This window comes from Paenibacillus sp. JCM 18996 (genome assembly GCF_055392555.1).
Genome location: NZ_AP043884.1, coordinates 3,409,508 through 3,428,378 on the forward strand (window position 1 = coordinate 3,409,508; position 18,871 = coordinate 3,428,378).

Here is an 18,871-nt window from a genome sequence, read left to right on the forward strand (position 1 = left end):
ATATTGAAAAGGATAATTGAGACTCCAAATGTGGCAGACCGTGAAGCACCACTGAATTTCATAGCTGTACTCATATCGGATTGGCTGGAGCAACAATCAGCTTCATGATTAATAACCCATCCAACGCAGAAACGCATCGTATCAGAGGAATTGAGACGTTTTGAAGAATGCTGATGATTCTATCGTTAAGTTATAATGTGCTTGTATCAAGTAAAAAACGAAAAGGAGCTCACTATGAAAGCACTGGTCACTGGCGCAAATAAAGGAATCGGTTTCGAAATCGCTCGAAGTCTTGGTAAGCGTGGCTATGACATTCTCGTTGGAGCGCGTGATGAAGCCCGTGGGCAGGCAGCAGTCGAAAAACTTGCCGCACAAGACATATCAGCGACGTTCATCAAGATTGATCTGAATAATCTTGACAGCTTGCATGCAGCGGCTAAAATGGTTAATTCGCTCGATATTTTGGTCAATAATGCTGGAATTCCTGATAGTGTTAAGCCTGGGCGCGCGGCGCTCGACCTCGCAAAGCGCACATTTGACTATACAACTGAGGATTTACGTACGACGATGGAAACGAATTTTCTCGGCACACATGAACTCATCAAAAGTCTGCTGTCATCTCTGACAGACAACGCGAAAATCGTCAACATCACCGTTCCGATTTCGCCGACCAACTTTTGGCACCCGCTCGCTTACATTGCGAGCAAGGCAGCACTCAACGTGATGACACTGACTTACGCTTACGAGTTTGAAAAAATGGGCAGCCATCGCCAGATTTTCGGCATCATGCCTGGCGCTGTCGCAACCGACTTGAACGGCATGGAAGCTGGTGCGCACGGCGGATTCGTCAAGTCTCCCGAAGCCGCTGGGCAGATGAGTACCGACATTATCCTGTCCGATAAGAATCAAAATGGCCAAATTATTCAGTACGATGGAAAGATTGTTACAGATTATGAGATTCAGCTGAGAGGCTAGAAACATCAAGCTCTGTCAGTGGTACTACTTCGACTGGCACTTTAGTTACATAGGGCTAGCTTAATGATTTACACAGCCTCTCCGATAGGACAAAATTTCGTTACAATCGTGACGTTCGAGCATTTCATAGAGGATACAAGTTTATCCCAGGCATCACGGCCTCTATCGCCACGAAGGGATCAATCCCTTCATGGCGCACTTTTATGAATGCCTTCCCTAGATTGGCGAACTGCACGACTTTTTCATTGATGGATATACCATTTTGTTTCTGGATTTCTTCTTGGGCATTCCGACTCTTAGATAAAAGTGACATGGTAGTTTTATTCATAATGGTGTCATTTCAATTCCCTCTTCAATGTATAACTAGACAGTGATTAACTGATTATAAATTTCAAAAAAGCATTCTCCAAAAGGCTTCGAATACAGCCATACAAAGTTTGTCAGCGTTGGCCGAGTCACGGATCATGAAGTCGGTCGTTGCCTCCGCTAACGGAGACGATAGTTTAATAACGCGGCGGCAATCTAAGACTTTATTTTTCAAATCCTCGTATATTTACAGATCCTGTCTCGAAAATGAGAGCTTTCTTTTTAACAGAAAGTAGTGCGGTTAAACAAAAGAGGGCAAGGGATTACTTAGTCAAGGTTGTAAATGATTGCATAAATGTCCTGTCCGATTACTCGGACTATTTCATAGTTCTGCCTTTGGATGATATCTTTTCGGAAGATCAAGAAGATCGAATGGCGTTTTTGAAGAAAAGCTCTTACTCGTTTATCTCAAGCCTTTTTGTTAACCCCTGTACAACAGAGGAAGAATTTTTAGGTAAATATCATTCTCTTAAGGAGATAGAACAAGATATCAGAGCAGATTTACTTGATAAATTAATCCTCAATGATAAGAGTGATGTCTCTATTTCTCTGCAAGAACGAATTGAAAAGAATCTAAATGATATTCTGTCTCTTGATGTTTTAAGACAAAGGATGGGGGAAGCAGAGATTTTTTTAATGGCCATAGGGCAGTATTTCATGCAAATCATGGATACTATTCTAATCGCGTATTCATACAAATTAATACCTTTCATTAGATCAGATGTAGTATTTAATTATTTATTAATTACATATCCTATGATATCGGAAGAAAAAGCAGCTGTTACCCTCTTAGAACAGACTACCATAACTTATATATTTCAAAAGATGTACGGGAATTATGATTTTTCCTCCATCACATTCTCTGATTACTATTCCCATGTTTCCGAGAATAGTATTATTGATTCTGTGATTGAAAAGTCGCAGAATAAGGGGGATAGCGTTTTTGATTTACAAATTAGTGAAATTGCTTCGTTAATAAAAGAAGAATGTTCATCATTTTTACCTGCATAATTAAGAAAACAAAAAAGCCACTATCAGTGGCTTGGTGAAGGGCACATCATACTACATATGTCCCACACTATCTGCACAACACATGTGGAGTGCGTAGTGTCAACATATAGAAATTTGAACTTAAATTAAGGTTTACAAGTGATATGTACCTGAAAACCGAGTTCTTTACAAGTAGAGATAAAGGAAGACAAGAGCCAGAGTAATTGTATAACTTGATAAGCAGTTGATCTTCCTTCTTTAAGATTGGTTAAGAGCGATAAGGCTGTAACGAAAAGCGGCCATTTGTTCCTGTAGAGATGAATTCACAATGGTAAAGGCTCCTTTAGGAGATGTTTTGGGATGTAAGACCCCCATGGCTCCATTGTGAGACACCGCCAGAGCATTCGACACGACAGGCTCTGTGGTATTCTATCCGTGCACCGTCACCGACGTGGAGAATTAAGACTGAGGGACGGAGAACGATAGTTCAATAAGACAGCAGGAGTCTAGGACTGTAGTTTTCTGTCCATGGCTGCCGCGTTTCAATCTTGATGACAGTCTAATACTTTTTACGGTGTCTGACGGTTTTGAATTAGGATGGCCGCGTAAATTCAGCACATCTAGTCAATACTTTATTTTTCAAGACAGCAAACTAGCCTAATACTTGTCAAGGTTTTTCTAATTAAACTGGAAAACATTGTTAATATTAATAACAGTACATGACAAACAACCCTCCAATTTGAAGCTGCAAGGTTTTTCATACATTTGGTTATCTGGGTCACATCGAGGAAAGTTTCCTTGCGTTTACGTAGTGCAAACATCCAATGAAGGATCTGTTTTACGCAGGCGATCATTACAACTTTATGTGATTTACCCTCGGCTATCTTCTTATCGTAAGAAGCCTTTTATTTCTTGCTGCCCAAGCGTCGTAAGTCCTCGATATGATTTGGTTGTCTTACTCAGACTGATGAATTCGCAGGATTTCACATTTCGCTGAATGTCAATAAGAGGAAAATCAGAGGGGCAAATGGCTATCATACATTTTTTGTGCATACATGATTATATTAAGTACTTAATTTTGCCGAAATGCCTTTAAAAATACCAATCCCTGACATTTTAAGGGAGATTTTGTCCTGTACCTTAATATTTTTTTGAATATATATAGACAGATTATCTACTTTAAACTCATTATAGCAATTCGAATCCTTTGGTTTTTTGGGGATAGTGACCAGATCCTGTATTCCTACGCTACAACATCCTTTTATTTCAACGTTAGTAACTGTAAGATGTTTTCCTTTTGTTTCAATCCATCTTTTTGCTTTATCATCAAGTTCAACGATCATATCCATCACTCCCCAATTTTACAAATTCCTAACCTCAGTAGTTACTTTCAATATAGAAAGAAAATATTGAAATGTCAAACAACGAACGGTACAGCTCAGCCATAAATACTCACCACATTAAGAAAAGCGAATTGTTAGACGCCTTCTTATCTTTAAGAATACGACGTTTTTCGAGATTGGAAGAATTAAATCTCACTACAGTCGCCTTATTTAGGCTATGCAACGTATGAGTGCGAGTGGTTAGGTCCATCGGTCATGCCATTTATCTTATCAACAATTTACCTAGACAACGTACTTCCGCCTAAATGAAACATAAAATAGATAAGATGACTTTTAGAGGAGAGAACACTAACGTGGTTTACAATGATTATTATATTCGTCCTGCGTTTCAGCCCACACTTATTGATGACATTACAAAAGCAATTAACGGTCAATACAGTGCGGTTGTCTGTTATGAACAGTTGGCGAAACTGGCCCCTAATGAGGAAATCCGCAAAAAAATACTTGAAATACGACAAGATGAGATTAGACATTTCAAAGTTTTCTCGCACATTTACACTGCATTAACTGGCAGACAACCAACACCAAAGATTGCTGAACAATGTCCTTCAGAATACCGTGCAGGAATTAACTTTGCTTTTAAGGATGAACAAGAAACGGTAGATTTTTACTTAAACATTGCGGGAAGAACAAATGATCCATTTATTAAAGAGCACTTTCAACGTGCATCAGCTGATGAGCAAAATCATGCTGTGTGGTTTTTGTACTTTTTGACTCAACACTCAGCAGTAGCACATGAACCTTTAATAACTTAGATGACGGGGAAGGCTAGTTCATGTGTGTCGTCGGCAAGGCTGTCAGCATAGCTGGCAGCCTTCTTTATATTATGCTTTTCCTTTGTCACAGTTATAAGCCCCGCTTATATGGTAATACACATTTGACAACAAAAAATAAACAAGATATTATAATACCCATAGGGGTATATGTATAAGACAAACGGCTAAATGTTATAGCAAATTGAATCAAAAAGTGCCGTTTGACAACACTATGTTTTATATTTCACGCAAAACGAACGAACTTACAAATGTAAATTGTTCGAATTGAAAGGGGATATTTTTATGACAACCAAGTTAGAGCCGATGAATGCGAAAGAAGTCACTCGAATCGTGTTGAGCAAAGAAGAGCTTTTTATTCTTGATGTGCGTAACGAAACAGATTTCGCTGACTGGAAAATTGAAGGGGAGAGTATTGACATCATTAACATTCCGTACTTCGATTTATTAGAAGGTGTCGATGCCGTATTGGAGAAAATCCCGGATGGTAAGAAGCTCTTAGTGGTATGCGCAAAAGAGGGATCTTCGAAATTTGTTGCGGAACAAATCGTGGAGGCCGGCCGAACTAATGTGTTTTATCTTGAAGGCGGCATGAAGTCTTGGAGTGAGCATTTAGAACCGGTGAAGATTGGTGATTTAACGGATGGAGGTTCTATTTATCAGTTTGTCCGTATCGGAAAAGGTTGCTTGTCTTATATGATTGTATCCAAAGGCGAAGCTGCTGTGGTCGACACGCTGCGAATGACAGATGTTTACGAAAAATTTGCACAAGACCATCAAGTTCAGATTAAACACACCATGGATACGCACCTTCACGCGGACCATATTTCCGGAGGAAGAGCTTTAGCTGAAAAAACCGGAGCCTCCTACTGGCTGCCTCCTAAAGATGCTACGGAAGTTGTGTTCGATTACACGAAGCTTGAAGAAGGAGAAGTTATTACAGTCGGCAATACGATAATCAATATACAACCGGTTTACTCTCCCGGACATACAATAGGAAGTACGTCTTTGATCGTTGATGACCGGTATTTGTTAACAGGCGACATCCTATTTATTAAATCAATCGGCCGTCCGGACCTAGCTGGCAAAGCCGAGGATTGGGTGGGCGATCTGCGTAACACATTGTATAAGCGTTACAAAGAACTATCTGATGAACTGATTGTGCTACCCGCGCATTTCGGCAGTATTTCCGAGTTGAATGATGCAGGTGCTGTAACTGAAAGACTAGTCGAACTGTACAAGCACAACCCAGGCCTCAACATAGCGGATGAATCGAAATTCAGAGAAGCAGTGACAGAAAATTTACCGCCTCAGCCTAACGCTTATAAGGAAATACGTCATGTAAACATGGGCAAAATTGAGCCTGACGAAGAACTGCAGCGTGAAATGGAAATCGGGCCCAACCGTTGTGCCATTCACGACAAATAGTTAGTGGGCCGAAACACTTGCCGGAAAAAGCTGTTTTCTAAACGATCTCAAGCTAGCGTTTTTGTAGACGGTGTTGTCGGCGGTTAAGCTTGTTGACGACCATGAAATAATCCTGTATATTAACAGTATACCTATACGGGTATTAGTAGTGATCAATTGCACGGACCGAACAGACTGTTTAGTAAATCAAATTTTTTTAGAATTCGACATACCCCATAAGGTATATAGTATTTTGTTAATTAGAGTAAACTAACTCTGATTTTAGCAGGGAAGGGGAAGACAATGCATTTGGAATGGATGATCACCCTCTTTGCCATCGGTTTCTTGGGTTCTTTTATTTCGGGAATGGTGGGAATTGGTGGTTCCATTATCAATTACCCCATGCTGCTTTTTATTCCTCCAGCATTAGGCTTTGCGGCCTTCAGCGCACAAGAAGTGACGGCCATCAGCGCCGTTCAGGTCTTCTTCGCAAGTATGATGGGAATGCTTGTGTTCCGTAAAGGCGGACTGTTAAACAAAAAATTAGTATTGAATATGGGCACTGCCATCGTCATCGGCAGCTTCTTGGGAAGTTTTGTTTCCAACTCATTACCGAGTTCGGTAATTAACTTGGTCTATGCTGTCCTGGCTTTGATCGCAGCGGTTATGATGTTTCTTCCTAAAAAAGGCAATGATTCGCAAGATGTCAGCCAATTGAAGTTTAATAAGCCCTTAGCTGCAATCTTAGCCTTAATTATCGGAGTGGTATCAGGAATTGTTGGAGCTGCAGGAGCCTTTATCACCGTCCCGGTGATGCTTGTAGTCCTGAAAATTCCTATAAGGGTCGCCATAGCATCGTCCTTAGCGATCACGTTTATATCTTCGATCGGATCGACAGCAGGCAAGCTGATAGGAGGGCATATGCTGCTCATTCCATCCATTGTACTGATTGTTGCAAGTACAATTGCCTCTCCTCTCGGGGCGAAATTAAGCAAAAAGATGAATACCCGATATCTACAATGGATTTTAGCCGCTTTAATAACAGCGACTGTGATTAAGATATGGATTTCTATTTTATTCTAAGGAGGTCGGACCTATGTATAAAGAGCAGCTGCCCGAAGAGGTGTTGTTAAGAATTCAGCGGCGCGAGCCGGTTAACATTCTCGATGTTCGTGAACACGATGAATGGGAATCTGGCCATATTCCAGGAGCGAAGCATATCCCGCTTGGTGAAATACCAAGAGCGCTCAATGAAATCGATCCTAAACAAGAAACGATTGTTGTGTGCCGCGGCGGAAACAGAAGTAAAAGGGCTTGTGACTATCTAGCTCCCCTCGGTTACAACGTAATTAATATGCCAGGTGGTATGTCGGTCTGGACCGGGGATATGAAATACGGCAAATAAGCAGCTTATAACAGGAGGGAAAAATAATGACTACACTGCAAGTGGACCGTACGTTGGAATGTGAAGGGTTGGCTTGTCCTCTTCCGGTTGTTCGAACCAAGAAGGCCATAGATGACATGCAAGCAGGCGAAGTGCTGGAGGTCCGGGCTACGGACAAAGGATCGGTGGCCGATCTCAAAGGTTGGACCAGTCGCACAGGGCATCAATATATCGGCTTGAAAGAAGAAAATGGCGTATTTCGGCATTTTATCAGAAAAGCTGATGCTTCTGAAACCCAGCCTGAGAAAACATATCCCCATACAGTGAGCCTTGAGGATGTAAAGAGTAAGCTTTCAGCTAACGAAGGAATTAACATCATTGATGTGCGTGAACCTGCCGAATATGCTTTCGGTCGTATTCCTGGAGCTATTTCGATGCCGTTTGGACAGCTTGAAGAAAAACTCGCCCAGCTTGATCCGGCTAAAGAGTATTATGTGGTATGCCGAACAGGTAATCGAAGCGATATGGCCTGCCAGCTGCTTTCAGAAAAAGGCTTTAACCACGTAAAAAACGTAGTCCCGGGCATGACCGAATGGACAGACGAAATAGAAAATGACTAAAAAATCAAAGGAGAAATAGAAAATGGCTAATAAACGAGTTGCAATTATCGCATCCAACGGTGGTTTGGAAACGGCTTATAAAGTTCTGAATATCGCTACAGCAGCGGCTGCATTGGATTCAGAAGTGGCGATTTTCTTCACCTTTGAAGGGCTGTCTATTATTCATAAGGATTCCGAACAAATGCTGACGCTTAAGCCGGGTAACGAGGGCTTTGCGGAAGGATTCAAACGGGCAAATGTACCATCGATCAAGGAGTTGCTCGAGATTGCCAAAGAATCCGGCGTTCGCATGATCGGTTGTCAAATGACTATTGACGTCATGGGCCTGGAAAAAGAGCATTTTATTGAAGGAATCGAGCTCGGAGGCGCAGCTACGTTCCTGGATTATGCCTTCGATGCGCAAGTGACTCTCAACTTCTAAGAAAACACAACCGGTGGCTATTATAACTAACACTCAGGAGGAATGATTTAAATGGCAAATTTAGTTGTTGATGCAAAAGGACTCGCATGTCCAATGCCGATTGTTAAAGCGAAAAAAGGGATCGATTCGTTGGAATCCGGACAAATTATGGAGCTGCAAACGACGGATAAAGGCTCGATGAAAGATTTTCAGGCTTGGGTCAACCAAACGAATCATGAACTCATTGAATCCAGAGAAGATAATGGCGTGTTCACCTTTGTTGTCAAAAAGGGATAATAAAAATGTGAAAGGAGCTGCCACTTGAACGCTCGGTGGTGGCTTTTTTAATAATTTTCCATCCATTCAAATGAGTGTTCATTCACATAATTACCAGTAAGCCCAGGTTGATTATATACCCCATATGGTATATAATATATCATATACCAAAAAAGGTTTTTTATAAGGGGGAGGGCTTTTTGATCCTATATTTTATACTTTTCTTTCTTTTACTTTATTTGTTTCGACGTCTAAGTCCTGTAAAGGGTCTTAAATATATAGATGCCGGTTCATTTTCTCATCTCCTAAAGCAGAAAACGGACCATGTTAAAATCCTGGATGTAAGGGACCAGGGTGACTATTATGCTCATCATGTGGAAGGGGCCATTAATATATCCTTGGGCCGATTGCCTCATGTTAAAAAGAAAGAGTTACATGTTAACGACGAAATTATTTTAATTGCTGATTCCAAATACCACAGTAAAAAAGCCGCAAGAATATTGCAGAGAAGTGGTTTTCAGAACTTAACTTTTTTAGAGAATGGGATGTCGGCTTATCATCAGTTCAAGGATAGTCATCAAAACTATGGCGGATTATAAATGAAAACAATGTTCATTTAACTTTTTTAAATTAATTTATATCCATACATGTATATGTAAAAAGTGAGAGGATGGATTTTATGGCCGAAAACAAAGAAAAAACTACTATTGTACTGTTCAGCGGAGATATGGATAAAGCGATCGCAGCTTTTATTATAGCAAACGGTGCAGCCGCTTATGATCACGATGTAACGATCTTTTGTACGTTTTGGGGACTCAATGCTCTTCGTAAAGATGAGCCAATGCAGCTCAAAAAAGGCTTCCTAGAGAAAATGTTTGGAAAAATGATGCCGAGGGGAGCTAGCCGCATGGGCTTATCTAAAATGAACTTCGGTGGAATTGGGCCGAAAATGATCAAGCATGTGATGAAAAAGCATAATGCTCTCAGTTTGCCGCAGCTCATTGAATTAGCACAAGAGCAGGGAGTTAAACTGGTAGCCTGCACAATGACAATGGACCTGCTTGGACTGCAGCAGGAGGAATTGCTCGACGGCATCGAATATGCGGGCGTAGCCGCTTATTTGGGTGATGCTTCAGATGCAAAGGTCAATCTGTTCATCTGATAACGGCCTTCCTTTCTGTTGTGATTGTGTTTGTCCATTATTTCGGTAATAATATACCTACACAGGTATCAACGAAAGGAAGGATTCAATTGAAATATGATGATGATGTGAAAAAGCGATTACGACGCATCGAAGGCCAAATTCGCGGCGTTTTGAAGATGATGGAGGAGGAACAGGATTGCAAGGATGTGGTAAGCCAACTATCCGCGATTAGAAGCGCGGCAGATAAGGCTATGGCTTACATTGTTGCAGTCAACTTGGAGCAATGCATCATTGAGGAACAGGAAGCCGGTCGAGACAGCAGCAAATTGGTGCGCCAGGCCGTTGATTTACTGGTAAAAAGTCGTTAAATAAAGAGAACGAGGGGTTTTGTTATGGATAACAAACTCATTATTGATATAGTTATCGGCGCTTTACTGATTTGGTTTACTTATTCGAGGTTGGTAGGTGTCAACGGGCTTAAAACCTTAAATGCGAATGAATTTCAGAAGGAGCTTGAAAGTAACAAAAACCAAATGCTGATCGATGTTCGGGAGCCTGTTGAGCTGAAGCAAGGTTACATCCCTGGAGCAGTGAATATCCCGCTATCCCAGCTTAAAAATAGGGTGGGCGAAATTCCAAAGGACAAGAAAGTTTACTTGTATTGCCGAAGTGGAATGCGAAGTAAACAAGCTGCTAAGACTCTTAAGAAATGCGGGATCCCCGAATTAACTCATTTGCAGGGCGGCATCTCATCTTGGCAAGGAAAACTGGCTAAATATAGTGAAAAATCATTAGCGGTTAAACGCTAATGATTTTTTTGCATATGTAGAGTCCGGAGGCCGCACTTAAAGCCGTGAAAAAATTATTGTGAAAGCTGTCAGTCAGACGACGAGATTAAAAGTTAAGCAAAGTGCAATCATTAGCGGATAATCGCTAATGATTGTTTTACATAAAAATATTGGGGTTACATAAACTTATCTGGTACCAGTTTTTATCGAGTAATGCTCCACATAACCTTCGAGAGCCGGTAAGAATTCTTTTTTGTAATGCCCATGGGGGCAGGCTTTCACGACATGGCCAATCAACACTTTAGATTTTTCAGCGGTCAGAGCAGAATTGCACACTGGGCACAACTCGTGAAACCATTTATGAAATATCGGCATAAGATAAACCTCCAAATCCGATGTATTTACTAAGAATTATAGTATAAACGTTTAAGAATGAAAACAAAAAAATTTAGGAAAGGCAGATGAACTCCTATGTTCCATTATACGGTAGGGACGCATAAGCCAGTGAATGAAGCCATAGCCTCGTTGGAACAGAATTTAAAGAAGGAGGGATTTGGTGTTCTTTGGCACCTGGACTTGCAGGCGAAATTGCAGGAGAAGGGGTTAGGCTTCGAAGAAAAATATCACATTCTGGAAGTGTGTAATCCGGTTGAAGCAAATCGGGTTCTAAGTGAGAATCGAATCGTTGGGTACTTCTTGCCTTGCAAGATCGTTATTTATGAAAAAGGCCAGGCGGTAAAAATCGGCATGCCCAAACCTACGTCATTGATCGGAATGGTAGGAGGAGAAGCGCTGCAGACAATAGCTGAAGATGTGGAAGCACGGTTGAAGTCATGTATTGATCAAAGTATATGATCAATCGGACAAGTTTTGGGTTGCTTCGGCATTTTTTCGCTCAAGCCACTGACGGTTATGAAGAAAACACTGCAAAACTTTGAGAAAACAGAAGAACTTATGGAGAAAGTAAGAATTAACAGAAAGCGCCGGTCGATAGCAGCAACCCTCAAAGCATGTCTATCCCCGACTGCAAGAGCGCGCATCGTTTCCGCTATAAAACAGTTTTTTAAATGGGTTAAACAACAATACCTACAATACGACGTATCCCAGTGTATTGAATAGATATGAAAATCCAGAAGGACTTCATTAAGAAAATGTGTAAATCGCTTTACGGTGGTCAACAGTGGGACATAAAATTAAATATCCATGATAAACTGATAAAAAATATTATCACAAATTTGAATCGGTAATATTTCTTGTCATTTGATTTTTAATTCTACATCCAAGCAGAATCAGAATTTCATTTAACAATGCAAGTTCTTGTCCTATAACGATGTATGTTCTTGTCCTCCGACATCAAACTAAGAAGATTATCGTAAGTGCACGATGCTTTATTCATCGCAAGCACATGATCCAAATTTGGGTTTTGTGACTTTGCCACTGAAATCAAACGCTCGACGTCATCCACGCTATCAATGATGCCTATTATTTTTGAAAGACAACCTGCAGCCCAAACAGCAGTATGGGTCTTATCCCTGCTGGTTACTTGCTGGATGGTTTGCAGGCTTTGTCGCATCGTGGGCTCACACTTCTCCAGTTTACTAAAAAAGTCTTCCGCCAAACTCATGAATTAGCCTCCTCTGTTGCAATATTACTTAACTCCAGTTCAGCGGCGGCCATATGGCAGGTTTATTTTGGCTGTGGTTTTCTTTTGCCCCGGCTCCCATGCTAACAGCAGCTCCATCTCTTCTGGCCGCTCTTTACTCCATTCAATGAAACCATGATGAGCTAAGATGGCCAGAACGGAAATCACTCCGGACCGGCTGCGGCCCGTCTTCACGCAGAGTTCTTTTATCGTTGGCATTCGCCGGCGCCCAGCTGAGAAATTGGCAATCACACGTAACATCTTCCGCTCAATATCATTCAGCATAAAGCATAACCTCCTGTTCGTATTATAACCGAACAGGCAGACTTTTCTCATACTAAGCTCACTGGAGGAGAGAGAGAATTATTGTGATTAATATAGTGATTAAGTCGTTCCTCATAAGGATCCCATTTAAGGCAAGTGATTAACGATTTGGTGCTTACAAATTCAGATAGCTAGGCATCGACCCCGGAGCGGCGGACTAATCCCGGACAGCTGGCCGTCTTGCCTTTTGTTCTTGCAACGCTATCCATTGGAGAAGAGCGTCTTTTTTATTTTGCGGGAGGCGCCGATCGTGAAGCTCGGCAGTCCTCCCGCAGCTTCGGTCATCTGACAATACTCATAAACACGCCGGCGGGAGATCCCGAGGTAGTCAGCAACGTGTTGCGGAGTTAGAATATCGGGCAGCTCTTCCGCCCTTAAGAGCTTTTTTCTTGTGGTCACACGAATCTCCGTTTCTTTAAGCATGGGATAGCATGTATTCATTTCCTCTAATTAGCCTACCCTTAATGTAAAGGCTATAAGCGGCGAGGTGAATAAATTGACTGATCGAATTAAATAAGCCTTCACCAGAAGCGATCCATAAACTACATGTGCTTGTGGCAAGGCTTATACAAGAGCCGGAGTTTAAACGAAAAGCTGAGCTCAGACAGCAAAAAGAAAAAGAGCAGTCACAGCCAGAAAAACGATAGCTTTTATTGACCATGCGCATAGAAAAGACGGCAGCGGGCGGACTAATCCGCGAGAGCTGACCGTCTTTTTTAGTTGGCTCTGTTATCCTTGATTGTTGATATCTGACCAAAAGAAAAACCGCCCTATCATTACGCGGTTAATTCTGAACTATCGTTCTCCGTCGTATTATGAGGTCAGCCAGTTTTTACTGGTTGACCTCTTTTCATTTTAGTGGTGTATTTCTCGGTAGCCGGGGCAGATCGGTCGTTCCCCTGGGTCTGTAACCCGTCGCTAAAACTGATCGCCCCCTACTTGTAGAAACCATGTTTAAGCTGGTTGAGACGAATAGATCTCGCATAACAAGCGATGTTGTGGAACTACGAGCAGTGCTTAGGGGTACCGGCAATTTTATAAGGGAGAGTGTTTTATGAATCCAGTCATTGGCCTAGATATTTCAAAAGGAAAAAGTGATGGACAAGTCTTCTTAGACAAGGGCAAACCCTTCGGGCATTCGTTTTGTTTTCAGCATAACCAAGAAGGTCTTAGCCAGCTTTTAGGCATCATTACAAACGTACAAGATAGGACTGGGAAAACCCCAGCTGTCATCTTGGAGTCGACGGGGCACTATCATCAGGCCGTTATTCAGTTCCTAGAGGAACACGGTATCCTGTCTTTAGTTGTAAACCCACTCATTTCTCATCAAGCTAAGAAATCAAGTCTATGCAAAGTAAAAACAGATGCAGTCGATGCCTTTCGGCTATGCGAATTGTACTACAAAGAGGAATTTGAAGACCATAAACAACGCGGAGTTCAGCTACTGAATCTTAGACACCTGACACGTCAGTTTAACTCTCTAACGCAAATGTATGTACAGGTTAAACTGCAGTTCCAAGCAGTCTTAGATCAGGTCTTCCCGGATTACAGAGGTATTTTCGGTGATCTCTATTCGAGAGTTTCATTACAGCTTCTAAAACAGTTTACGACCCCTGAGGCTTTTCAAGCAGCCGGTGAATCTAGCATTGCATATGTAATTGCCTGCCTCTGCCCCAGCCGTTCTGAGCGCTGGGCTACTGACAAAGCAAGCCATATCGTGGCCGCCGCAACAAACAATCCTTTTCAGAAAGTAAACTATACGAGCCATCTTATAAGCCTAGCGTTATACATCGATCTACTCTTTCAGTACCAAGAGCATCTTTCCCACCTGCAAAGCCAGATCGATGCCCTTGCTAAAGAAGTTGAAGCTTATGAGATTATCCAATCGATTCCCGGTATAGGTAGCAAAATCGCTGCAACGATTCTGTCTGAGATCGGGGCAATCCATCGGTTTAATCATGCAAAAAAGTTGGTTGCTTTCGCAGGAATTGATCCTAGTGTTTATTCTTCAGGTAAGTTCACAGCGACAACCAATCGCATTACGAAACGTGGGTCTAAGAAGCTTCGTCACGCCTTATATCTCGCCGTACTGTGCGGTTTGAAGAAGACAGGATCTAAAAAATTACGTCAGTTTTACGACAAGAAACGCGAAGAAGGCAAGCCTTATCGCGCTGCCCTCATCGCCTGTGTTAACAAGCTCCTTCACTGGATTTATGCCCTATTAGTGAAGAAAGAAAGCTTTGTCGACATAGCTTAGTTACCAAATTTATCGTTCGGATGTAAAACCTTCCAGTATGCTGAGGGAGGATTATTTAGTGTGCCTATTTTTCAGTATACTTCCATCTCAAACTAAATTTAAGAGAAAAATGTTGACAAACTATTAGCTGGTTTTAGTTCAGTCAGCATCCCGTGTAACGCTTATATTTTGCAACGTATTGGTCATGATGCCGCAGTCCACGATCGTCTTGCCGCCCCTTCGGTACTAAGTCGAGAAACTGGTACGTGATGTTCACCATGTCAATGCCCCTAGCGTATGTCGAGTATGTATGAAAAATATCTCCTTCTTCATCCTTATAGAAGACGCTTACGCCTTCTCTATCTGTAGTCATTGGATTCTGAAGCATATAGTTGTAAAATGCTTCCTTCTTCTCTACTTCTTCATCCGTAAATGAAGCTTGGAAATCATAATTAAAATCCGTATTTCCCGAAGAATACCAAGGAAATGTCCAGCCCATTCGATTTTTGAACGCTTCCAGTTTTTCCAATGATGCACGCGAAATACATACGAAAGTCACATCACGGTGATTTAAGTGTGGGATCATCCCACTATAGTGATCTGCCCAAAAGGAACAATGTTTGCATCCTTGATCCCAATTAGGATTGAACATGAAATGGTACACAATTAATTGACTTCTGCCTGCAAATAAATCAGACAGTGACATCTTACCGTTTGGTCCGTCGAATGTGTATGATTTGCTGACGGCTTCCCACGGGAGGTCACGTCTCTGCTGTGTGAGTTCATCCCGCAGTTTCGTGAATTCCTTTTCTTTACGCAATAGTTCCTTCCTCGCTTCAATCCACTAAGATTGGTCGGCCCTAGCAAGAATTGCATCAGAAGAAGCGGGACTGGAATAGATGAGAGTAAATCCTTTTATTTTTGTTGGTGACCCTCATTTTAGCCATCCAATTTAAATGACGGGAGATCAGTTTATGAACGGTCGACACCCGTGGAAAAATTCCTCATTTGGCTTCAACTGTTAATTCGATTATTGACCGTGAATAGCAACGATAGCAGTACGTGGAATGCTATCGCCCAATCGGTTTGGCCATAGGGTCGACGATTGGGAATCGGATGAATATTCGCCACCCGGGTGCTGGACAGAAACAAACATCGTATGTTCGTTCGGAACGAAAGCGGGACCTGCGAAGGCCGCCCCTGTTGGGGCTGATGCAAACTGTGTGATCGAGAGCTCGGAACTTTTCGTCTTTGTGGCGATCACGTACAGGCCGTTGTTTCCGAACGATTGATACGTTCCCGAATGCAGTTTGTCCGGAGCGATGTCGCTTGCGATCCAGAGCTGCCCGGAGTTGTCGAAGGTGAGGTCCCGCGGTGATCTGAATCCGCTTGGACGGCCGCCTGTTACAATGATATCCATTTCGAAGCGATCTCCGGCCGCGCCGCTTAGTTCTTCGATGCGAATCACTTGCCATACACATTTCCTTGCGCGTCGTTGTGGATAAACGAGACGTAGGGAGCATTATCGGCAGGTCGGATAGCGATATCCCCTTGACGGTCAAGAGGCGTTGCCCCCAGGATGAGAGCGGCCTCCGTCGCATATACATATGTATCTGCCTCCTCTTGCAGCAGCGAAAGCAGCTGCTCTTGACTGTACCCTATTAAGCGCGGAAGGACGAAGTCGGAACGCTTCAATTGTTTCCCAACAGCTTCCATCTTAAGCGGAATACAGGTACCGTCTGCTAAATGCGCCGCATACAATGCTCCCTCCGTGAGCAGCTCCGAATTGTAGCGTCCTTTGGCGGCGTCGAAAGTGCCGCTGCTGACGAATTTGAAGAGGCATCCGCCGCTCGAGTCCCCCATATAGATGACAAGCTTGCCAGTGTCTGACAGCTTCATAACGGCACCCGCATGGTGAAAACGGCCGAGCGCCGTATGCTTGCGCGGTTTGAAGCGGCATCAAACGGGTCGATTTCGGTCATCCTTCCGTAATGAGCGGGATCCAGGCCGGCGTGCCGGCTTGATTCGTCATACAAGCCTTCGCCGCTCAGCGCCGTTCCCCATAATGTTGCGGTTACGGAGCGATTGGCTAAAGTACCCTGTACTCGTGTTGCATTGCGAACCGATTTTGATCGAGAAGCCGTACCGCAGAGCAAGAACTCGAATGGATAAACAAGCAGATTAGCGAGTTCGAAAAAAAATTCGGCGGAACCCGAAAGACATAGGGTGTGATGTAAAAGGGTGGCGAAACAAAGCATGCAGGAAAATTTAAGCACTTAACGAATATCTGAAGTGTGGGGAATTTACGGAGTTCGTAAATATGATGTTATACGAAACCAGGGAAACCTATAAAATCAAAAGGAGCAATTTCAATAATGAACATTCAACTGGTTCTATCGGATAACTTACCATCTGTATTGAAAATTTTCAAAAAAATTAAAATAGATTTAAAGAAGCAGAATAATGATCAGTGGAAATGGATTTATCCAAATCGATCTAATTATAAGGCTGACATAAAGAATGGAACCATGCATGGAATTACAGATGGAAATGAATTAATAGCCGTAGTTACGCTCGATGATATACAAAGCCAGCAATATCAAACATTAAACTGGAGCGATAAAGAAGGAAAACCATGCTGTATTCATCGTCTTGCAGTTGATCCGGACCATCAAGGTAAAGGTTTAGGCAAGCTTTTATTACAGTACATAGAGAATTTGGCAATCCAAAAGGGATATACAAGTGTACGAATTGATGTATATAAAATTAATGAAACAGCTAAAGCACTATACACACGAAATGGATATAAAGAAATAGGAGAAGTACGCTACCCGTTAAGAAAGCATTCATACATTACAATGGAAAAACAATTACAATAAAGAAATTTTGTTGGCTTCTCAAGAAGCCCCGGCATCGTATTACACCGTATTCACGCATCGGGACGGCATTAGCCGACCCTTGGTCACCCGAGGCATTTCGCGGGAGTGGAATCAGGTGTACACAATAATAACTGGTTATAAAAATGTAAAGTACATTTCCATGATTTCTTTTACTATGAAGTGTAGATTTAGTGTTGATCCTGAGCTCAGAAGGATTAATTCTGACGAGCTTATTGTTTATGATGTAGAAGTTTCCGAATTTATTCAAAGAAAAATAATCCGAATGAAAACAGAACAACCTGCACCGTTACTAAGCGATGTCGAGGTTAATCTGAAGATTTTTCAGAACAAACAAAAGTCTTATAAAATGGTTCTTATTCTATCTATGATCGATGAGTATCTCGAGTCACATAATCAAGACGTACCGTTCAACAAAGTTGCTGAACGGTTTTTAGCATATTATCAACATAGCAACGGGATAGGAAGAAAAGTAGATTCTCCACCCAATGGAGCAGCCTTCAGCTAGGGCGATTTTACGATTGGCCGCACAAGGTCGCTGCTTAAAACGCCAATCGATGCATTATCATCGATTCTTGAATTGAACAATGAAACACAGACTATTGCTTTTAAGGCGTCGATTTGGGCTGAGCTCGATGAGAAGGGGATAGATGAGCTACGAAGATATGCCTTAACTGAATTAGATTCTCGAAAGTCCCTTCATTCAATCCAGCCTTTTGCTGTCATCGTTTTCTTTTTGCTTTTTTTAAAGAATTTATTAATGAGCGTCTTTTCCTTATTTTCTTGCAGTTTACGCTTAACACCGGCAATCAGCAATTTCGATCTCAATTCATCGCGACGACTAAGTGAGTGTAATCTTTTTAGAAAGTGATCATCCATTTCCGATTCATCCTCCCATACGTCTCAATAGAGATGTAGACTATCTCCATTATAAGATTACTTTAGAATAAAGATTGTCGTATTGCATTGTCGGATTGTTACCATTTTTGTCGATGTAGAAGAGATAAGTGTTTATTTGGTTGAGGGATATTGGAAGGTTATATCGGGCCGGGCAAGCACATTCTTGGAGGAGGGCATTCGCAAGAATGAACTGGGCTGAATCCGCATCCTCATCCGTTTCTTTAAGGCTCCGGCGACACAACCTCTCGTAATTCTCTGGTACAAAGGCCCAAAAAATAGGCGTTTGCCTTAGTAACAAGTGCGGATTCCGCACCATACATTGAATCATGTTCAATACAGTTCAACC

At 42.1% G+C, this 18,871-nt stretch carries 24 protein-coding genes and 1 pseudogene; 17 read left to right on the forward strand and 8 right to left on the reverse strand.

Annotation, left to right across the window (positions count from 1 at the left end; translation table 11 throughout):
- Positions 1 to 234 precede the first annotated feature (234 nt).
- Both ACZ5N7_RS16835 and ACZ5N7_RS16840 read left to right on the forward strand, forming a co-directional pair.
- Positions 235 to 975, forward strand: a complete 741-nt coding sequence (locus ACZ5N7_RS16835; protein ID WP_464655777.1) for an SDR family NAD(P)-dependent oxidoreductase — start codon at positions 235 to 237, stop codon at positions 973 to 975.
- 573 nt (positions 976 to 1,548) lie between these two features.
- Positions 1,549 to 2,352, forward strand: coding sequence for a hypothetical protein (locus ACZ5N7_RS16840; RefSeq protein ID WP_464655778.1), 804 nt, complete (start codon positions 1,549 to 1,551; stop codon positions 2,350 to 2,352).
- A gap of 1,043 nt (positions 2,353 to 3,395) precedes the next feature.
- On the opposite strand, the gene ACZ5N7_RS16845 is transcribed toward ACZ5N7_RS16840, so the two are convergent.
- Entirely contained in the window at positions 3,396 to 3,674 is a 279-nt protein-coding gene (locus tag ACZ5N7_RS16845; RefSeq protein ID WP_464655779.1) for a CC/Se motif family (seleno)protein, read from the reverse strand.
- A gap of 353 nt (positions 3,675 to 4,027) precedes the next feature.
- On the opposite strand from ACZ5N7_RS16845, the gene ACZ5N7_RS16850 reads away from it, so the two are divergent.
- From ACZ5N7_RS16850 to ACZ5N7_RS16905, 12 genes are all read left to right on the forward strand, one after another.
- Complete coding sequence (locus ACZ5N7_RS16850) at positions 4,028 to 4,489, forward strand: ferritin-like domain-containing protein (RefSeq protein ID WP_464655780.1); 462 nt, start codon at positions 4,028 to 4,030, stop codon at positions 4,487 to 4,489.
- A 303-nt stretch (positions 4,490 to 4,792) separates the two neighbouring features.
- Entirely contained in the window at positions 4,793 to 5,935 is a 1,143-nt protein-coding gene (locus tag ACZ5N7_RS16855) for an MBL fold metallo-hydrolase (protein WP_464655781.1), read from the forward strand.
- A gap of 282 nt (positions 5,936 to 6,217) precedes the next feature.
- On the forward strand, positions 6,218 to 6,997 hold the full coding sequence (locus ACZ5N7_RS16860; RefSeq protein ID WP_464655782.1) for a sulfite exporter TauE/SafE family protein: 780 nt from the start codon (positions 6,218 to 6,220) through the stop codon (positions 6,995 to 6,997).
- A gap of 13 nt (positions 6,998 to 7,010) precedes the next feature.
- The gene (locus ACZ5N7_RS16865) at positions 7,011 to 7,319 is read left to right on the forward strand and encodes a rhodanese-like domain-containing protein (protein WP_464655783.1); all 309 of its coding nucleotides are present in this window, start codon (positions 7,011 to 7,013) and stop codon (positions 7,317 to 7,319) included.
- 26 nt (positions 7,320 to 7,345) lie between these two features.
- A complete protein-coding gene (locus tag ACZ5N7_RS16870) occupies positions 7,346 to 7,918 on the forward strand; it encodes a sulfurtransferase TusA family protein (RefSeq protein ID WP_464655784.1) in 573 nt (190 codons plus the stop codon).
- A 22-nt stretch (positions 7,919 to 7,940) separates the two neighbouring features.
- Positions 7,941 to 8,339, forward strand: a complete 399-nt coding sequence (locus ACZ5N7_RS16875; RefSeq protein ID WP_464655785.1) for a DsrE/DsrF/DrsH-like family protein — start codon at positions 7,941 to 7,943, stop codon at positions 8,337 to 8,339.
- A 51-nt stretch (positions 8,340 to 8,390) separates the two neighbouring features.
- Complete coding sequence (locus ACZ5N7_RS16880) at positions 8,391 to 8,615, forward strand: sulfurtransferase TusA family protein (RefSeq protein ID WP_464655786.1); 225 nt, start codon at positions 8,391 to 8,393, stop codon at positions 8,613 to 8,615.
- Between the two features lie 179 nt (positions 8,616 to 8,794).
- The gene (locus ACZ5N7_RS16885; RefSeq protein WP_464655787.1) at positions 8,795 to 9,193 is read left to right on the forward strand and encodes a rhodanese-like domain-containing protein; all 399 of its coding nucleotides are present in this window, start codon (positions 8,795 to 8,797) and stop codon (positions 9,191 to 9,193) included.
- A gap of 80 nt (positions 9,194 to 9,273) precedes the next feature.
- A complete protein-coding gene (locus tag ACZ5N7_RS16890; RefSeq protein ID WP_464655788.1) occupies positions 9,274 to 9,756 on the forward strand; it encodes a DsrE/DsrF/DrsH-like family protein in 483 nt (160 codons plus the stop codon).
- 83 nt (positions 9,757 to 9,839) lie between these two features.
- On the forward strand, positions 9,840 to 10,106 hold the full coding sequence (locus tag ACZ5N7_RS16895; RefSeq protein ID WP_464659321.1) for a metal-sensitive transcriptional regulator: 267 nt from the start codon (positions 9,840 to 9,842) through the stop codon (positions 10,104 to 10,106).
- Between the two features lie 24 nt (positions 10,107 to 10,130).
- Positions 10,131 to 10,547 (forward strand): rhodanese-like domain-containing protein, encoded by a 417-nt coding sequence (locus ACZ5N7_RS16900; RefSeq protein WP_464655789.1) that lies wholly within the window; start codon positions 10,131 to 10,133, stop codon positions 10,545 to 10,547.
- Positions 10,548 to 10,997: 450 nt separating this feature from the next.
- On the forward strand, positions 10,998 to 11,381 hold the full coding sequence (locus ACZ5N7_RS16905) for a DUF302 domain-containing protein (RefSeq protein ID WP_464655790.1): 384 nt from the start codon (positions 10,998 to 11,000) through the stop codon (positions 11,379 to 11,381).
- Between the two features lie 442 nt (positions 11,382 to 11,823).
- On the opposite strand, the gene ACZ5N7_RS16910 is transcribed toward ACZ5N7_RS16905, so the two are convergent.
- The 3 genes from ACZ5N7_RS16910 to ACZ5N7_RS16920 all read right to left on the reverse strand — a co-directional run bounded on the left by ACZ5N7_RS16910 (position 11,824) and on the right by ACZ5N7_RS16920 (position 12,891).
- Entirely contained in the window at positions 11,824 to 12,150 is a 327-nt protein-coding gene (locus ACZ5N7_RS16910; protein WP_464655791.1) for a hypothetical protein, read from the reverse strand.
- A gap of 39 nt (positions 12,151 to 12,189) precedes the next feature.
- Positions 12,190 to 12,453 (reverse strand): helix-turn-helix domain-containing protein, encoded by a 264-nt coding sequence (locus tag ACZ5N7_RS16915; RefSeq protein ID WP_464655792.1) that lies wholly within the window; start codon positions 12,451 to 12,453, stop codon positions 12,190 to 12,192.
- Between the two features lie 240 nt (positions 12,454 to 12,693).
- Complete coding sequence (locus ACZ5N7_RS16920) at positions 12,694 to 12,891, reverse strand: helix-turn-helix domain-containing protein (RefSeq protein ID WP_464655793.1); 198 nt, start codon at positions 12,889 to 12,891, stop codon at positions 12,694 to 12,696.
- A 655-nt stretch (positions 12,892 to 13,546) separates the two neighbouring features.
- Between ACZ5N7_RS16920 and ACZ5N7_RS16925 the strand changes: the two genes are divergently transcribed.
- Complete coding sequence (locus ACZ5N7_RS16925) at positions 13,547 to 14,749, forward strand: IS110 family RNA-guided transposase (RefSeq protein ID WP_464655794.1); 1,203 nt, start codon at positions 13,547 to 13,549, stop codon at positions 14,747 to 14,749.
- Positions 14,750 to 14,891: 142 nt separating this feature from the next.
- Here ACZ5N7_RS16925 and ACZ5N7_RS16930 read toward each other — a convergent pair whose 3' ends face one another.
- From ACZ5N7_RS16930 to ACZ5N7_RS16940, 3 genes and pseudogenes are all read right to left on the reverse strand, one after another.
- Positions 14,892 to 15,569 (reverse strand): DUF899 domain-containing protein, encoded by a 678-nt coding sequence (locus ACZ5N7_RS16930; protein WP_464659323.1) that lies wholly within the window; start codon positions 15,567 to 15,569, stop codon positions 14,892 to 14,894.
- Between the two features lie 189 nt (positions 15,570 to 15,758).
- Positions 15,759 to 16,196, reverse strand: coding sequence for an alkaline phosphatase PhoX (locus ACZ5N7_RS16935; RefSeq protein WP_464655795.1), 438 nt, complete (start codon positions 16,194 to 16,196; stop codon positions 15,759 to 15,761).
- Positions 16,193 to 16,672: pseudogene (locus ACZ5N7_RS16940) on the reverse strand (alkaline phosphatase PhoX); the annotation flags it as partial. The gene ACZ5N7_RS16935 and the pseudogene ACZ5N7_RS16940, both read right to left, overlap by 4 nt.
- Positions 16,673 to 17,103: 431 nt before the next feature.
- Between ACZ5N7_RS16940 and ACZ5N7_RS16945 the strand changes: the two are divergent.
- Both ACZ5N7_RS16945 and ACZ5N7_RS16950 read left to right on the forward strand, forming a co-directional pair.
- Positions 17,104 to 17,607: a GNAT family N-acetyltransferase gene (locus tag ACZ5N7_RS16945; protein ID WP_464655796.1), complete on the forward strand. Its 504-nt coding sequence runs from the start codon at positions 17,104 to 17,106 to the stop codon at positions 17,605 to 17,607.
- A gap of 115 nt (positions 17,608 to 17,722) precedes the next feature.
- Positions 17,723 to 18,133 (forward strand): hypothetical protein, encoded by a 411-nt coding sequence (locus ACZ5N7_RS16950; protein ID WP_464655797.1) that lies wholly within the window; start codon positions 17,723 to 17,725, stop codon positions 18,131 to 18,133.
- A gap of 191 nt (positions 18,134 to 18,324) precedes the next feature.
- On the opposite strand, the gene ACZ5N7_RS16955 is transcribed toward ACZ5N7_RS16950, so the two are convergent.
- On the reverse strand, positions 18,325 to 18,504 hold the full coding sequence (locus ACZ5N7_RS16955; protein WP_464655798.1) for a hypothetical protein: 180 nt from the start codon (positions 18,502 to 18,504) through the stop codon (positions 18,325 to 18,327).
- Positions 18,505 to 18,871: the final 367 nt, after the last annotated feature.

Coding starts and splice junctions, on each gene's coding strand:
- ACZ5N7_RS16870 (WP_464655784.1), top strand. CDS start 7,346: ATGACTACACTGCAAGTGGACCGTACGTTGGAATGTGAAGGGTTGGCT.
- ACZ5N7_RS16905 (WP_464655790.1), top strand. CDS start 10,998: ATGTTCCATTATACGGTAGGGACGCATAAGCCAGTGAATGAAGCCATA.
- ACZ5N7_RS16835 (WP_464655777.1), top strand. CDS start 235: ATGAAAGCACTGGTCACTGGCGCAAATAAAGGAATCGGTTTCGAAATC.
- ACZ5N7_RS16865 (WP_464655783.1), top strand. CDS start 7,011: ATGTATAAAGAGCAGCTGCCCGAAGAGGTGTTGTTAAGAATTCAGCGG.
- ACZ5N7_RS16880 (WP_464655786.1), top strand. CDS start 8,391: ATGGCAAATTTAGTTGTTGATGCAAAAGGACTCGCATGTCCAATGCCG.
- ACZ5N7_RS16840 (WP_464655778.1), top strand. CDS start 1,549: ATGAGAGCTTTCTTTTTAACAGAAAGTAGTGCGGTTAAACAAAAGAGG.
- ACZ5N7_RS16855 (WP_464655781.1), top strand. CDS start 4,793: ATGACAACCAAGTTAGAGCCGATGAATGCGAAAGAAGTCACTCGAATC.
- ACZ5N7_RS16945 (WP_464655796.1), top strand. CDS start 17,104: ATGAACATTCAACTGGTTCTATCGGATAACTTACCATCTGTATTGAAA.
- ACZ5N7_RS16900 (WP_464655789.1), top strand. CDS start 10,131: ATGGATAACAAACTCATTATTGATATAGTTATCGGCGCTTTACTGATT.
- ACZ5N7_RS16925 (WP_464655794.1), top strand. CDS start 13,547: ATGAATCCAGTCATTGGCCTAGATATTTCAAAAGGAAAAAGTGATGGA.
- ACZ5N7_RS16910 (WP_464655791.1), bottom strand. CDS start 12,150: ATGAGTTTGGCGGAAGACTTTTTTAGTAAACTGGAGAAGTGTGAGCCC.
- ACZ5N7_RS16915 (WP_464655792.1), bottom strand. CDS start 12,453: ATGCTGAATGATATTGAGCGGAAGATGTTACGTGTGATTGCCAATTTC.
- ACZ5N7_RS16875 (WP_464655785.1), top strand. CDS start 7,941: ATGGCTAATAAACGAGTTGCAATTATCGCATCCAACGGTGGTTTGGAA.
- ACZ5N7_RS16845 (WP_464655779.1), bottom strand. CDS start 3,674: ATGATCGTTGAACTTGATGATAAAGCAAAAAGATGGATTGAAACAAAA.
- ACZ5N7_RS16955 (WP_464655798.1), bottom strand. CDS start 18,504: ATGGATGATCACTTTCTAAAAAGATTACACTCACTTAGTCGTCGCGAT.
- ACZ5N7_RS16890 (WP_464655788.1), top strand. CDS start 9,274: ATGGCCGAAAACAAAGAAAAAACTACTATTGTACTGTTCAGCGGAGAT.
- ACZ5N7_RS16860 (WP_464655782.1), top strand. CDS start 6,218: ATGCATTTGGAATGGATGATCACCCTCTTTGCCATCGGTTTCTTGGGT.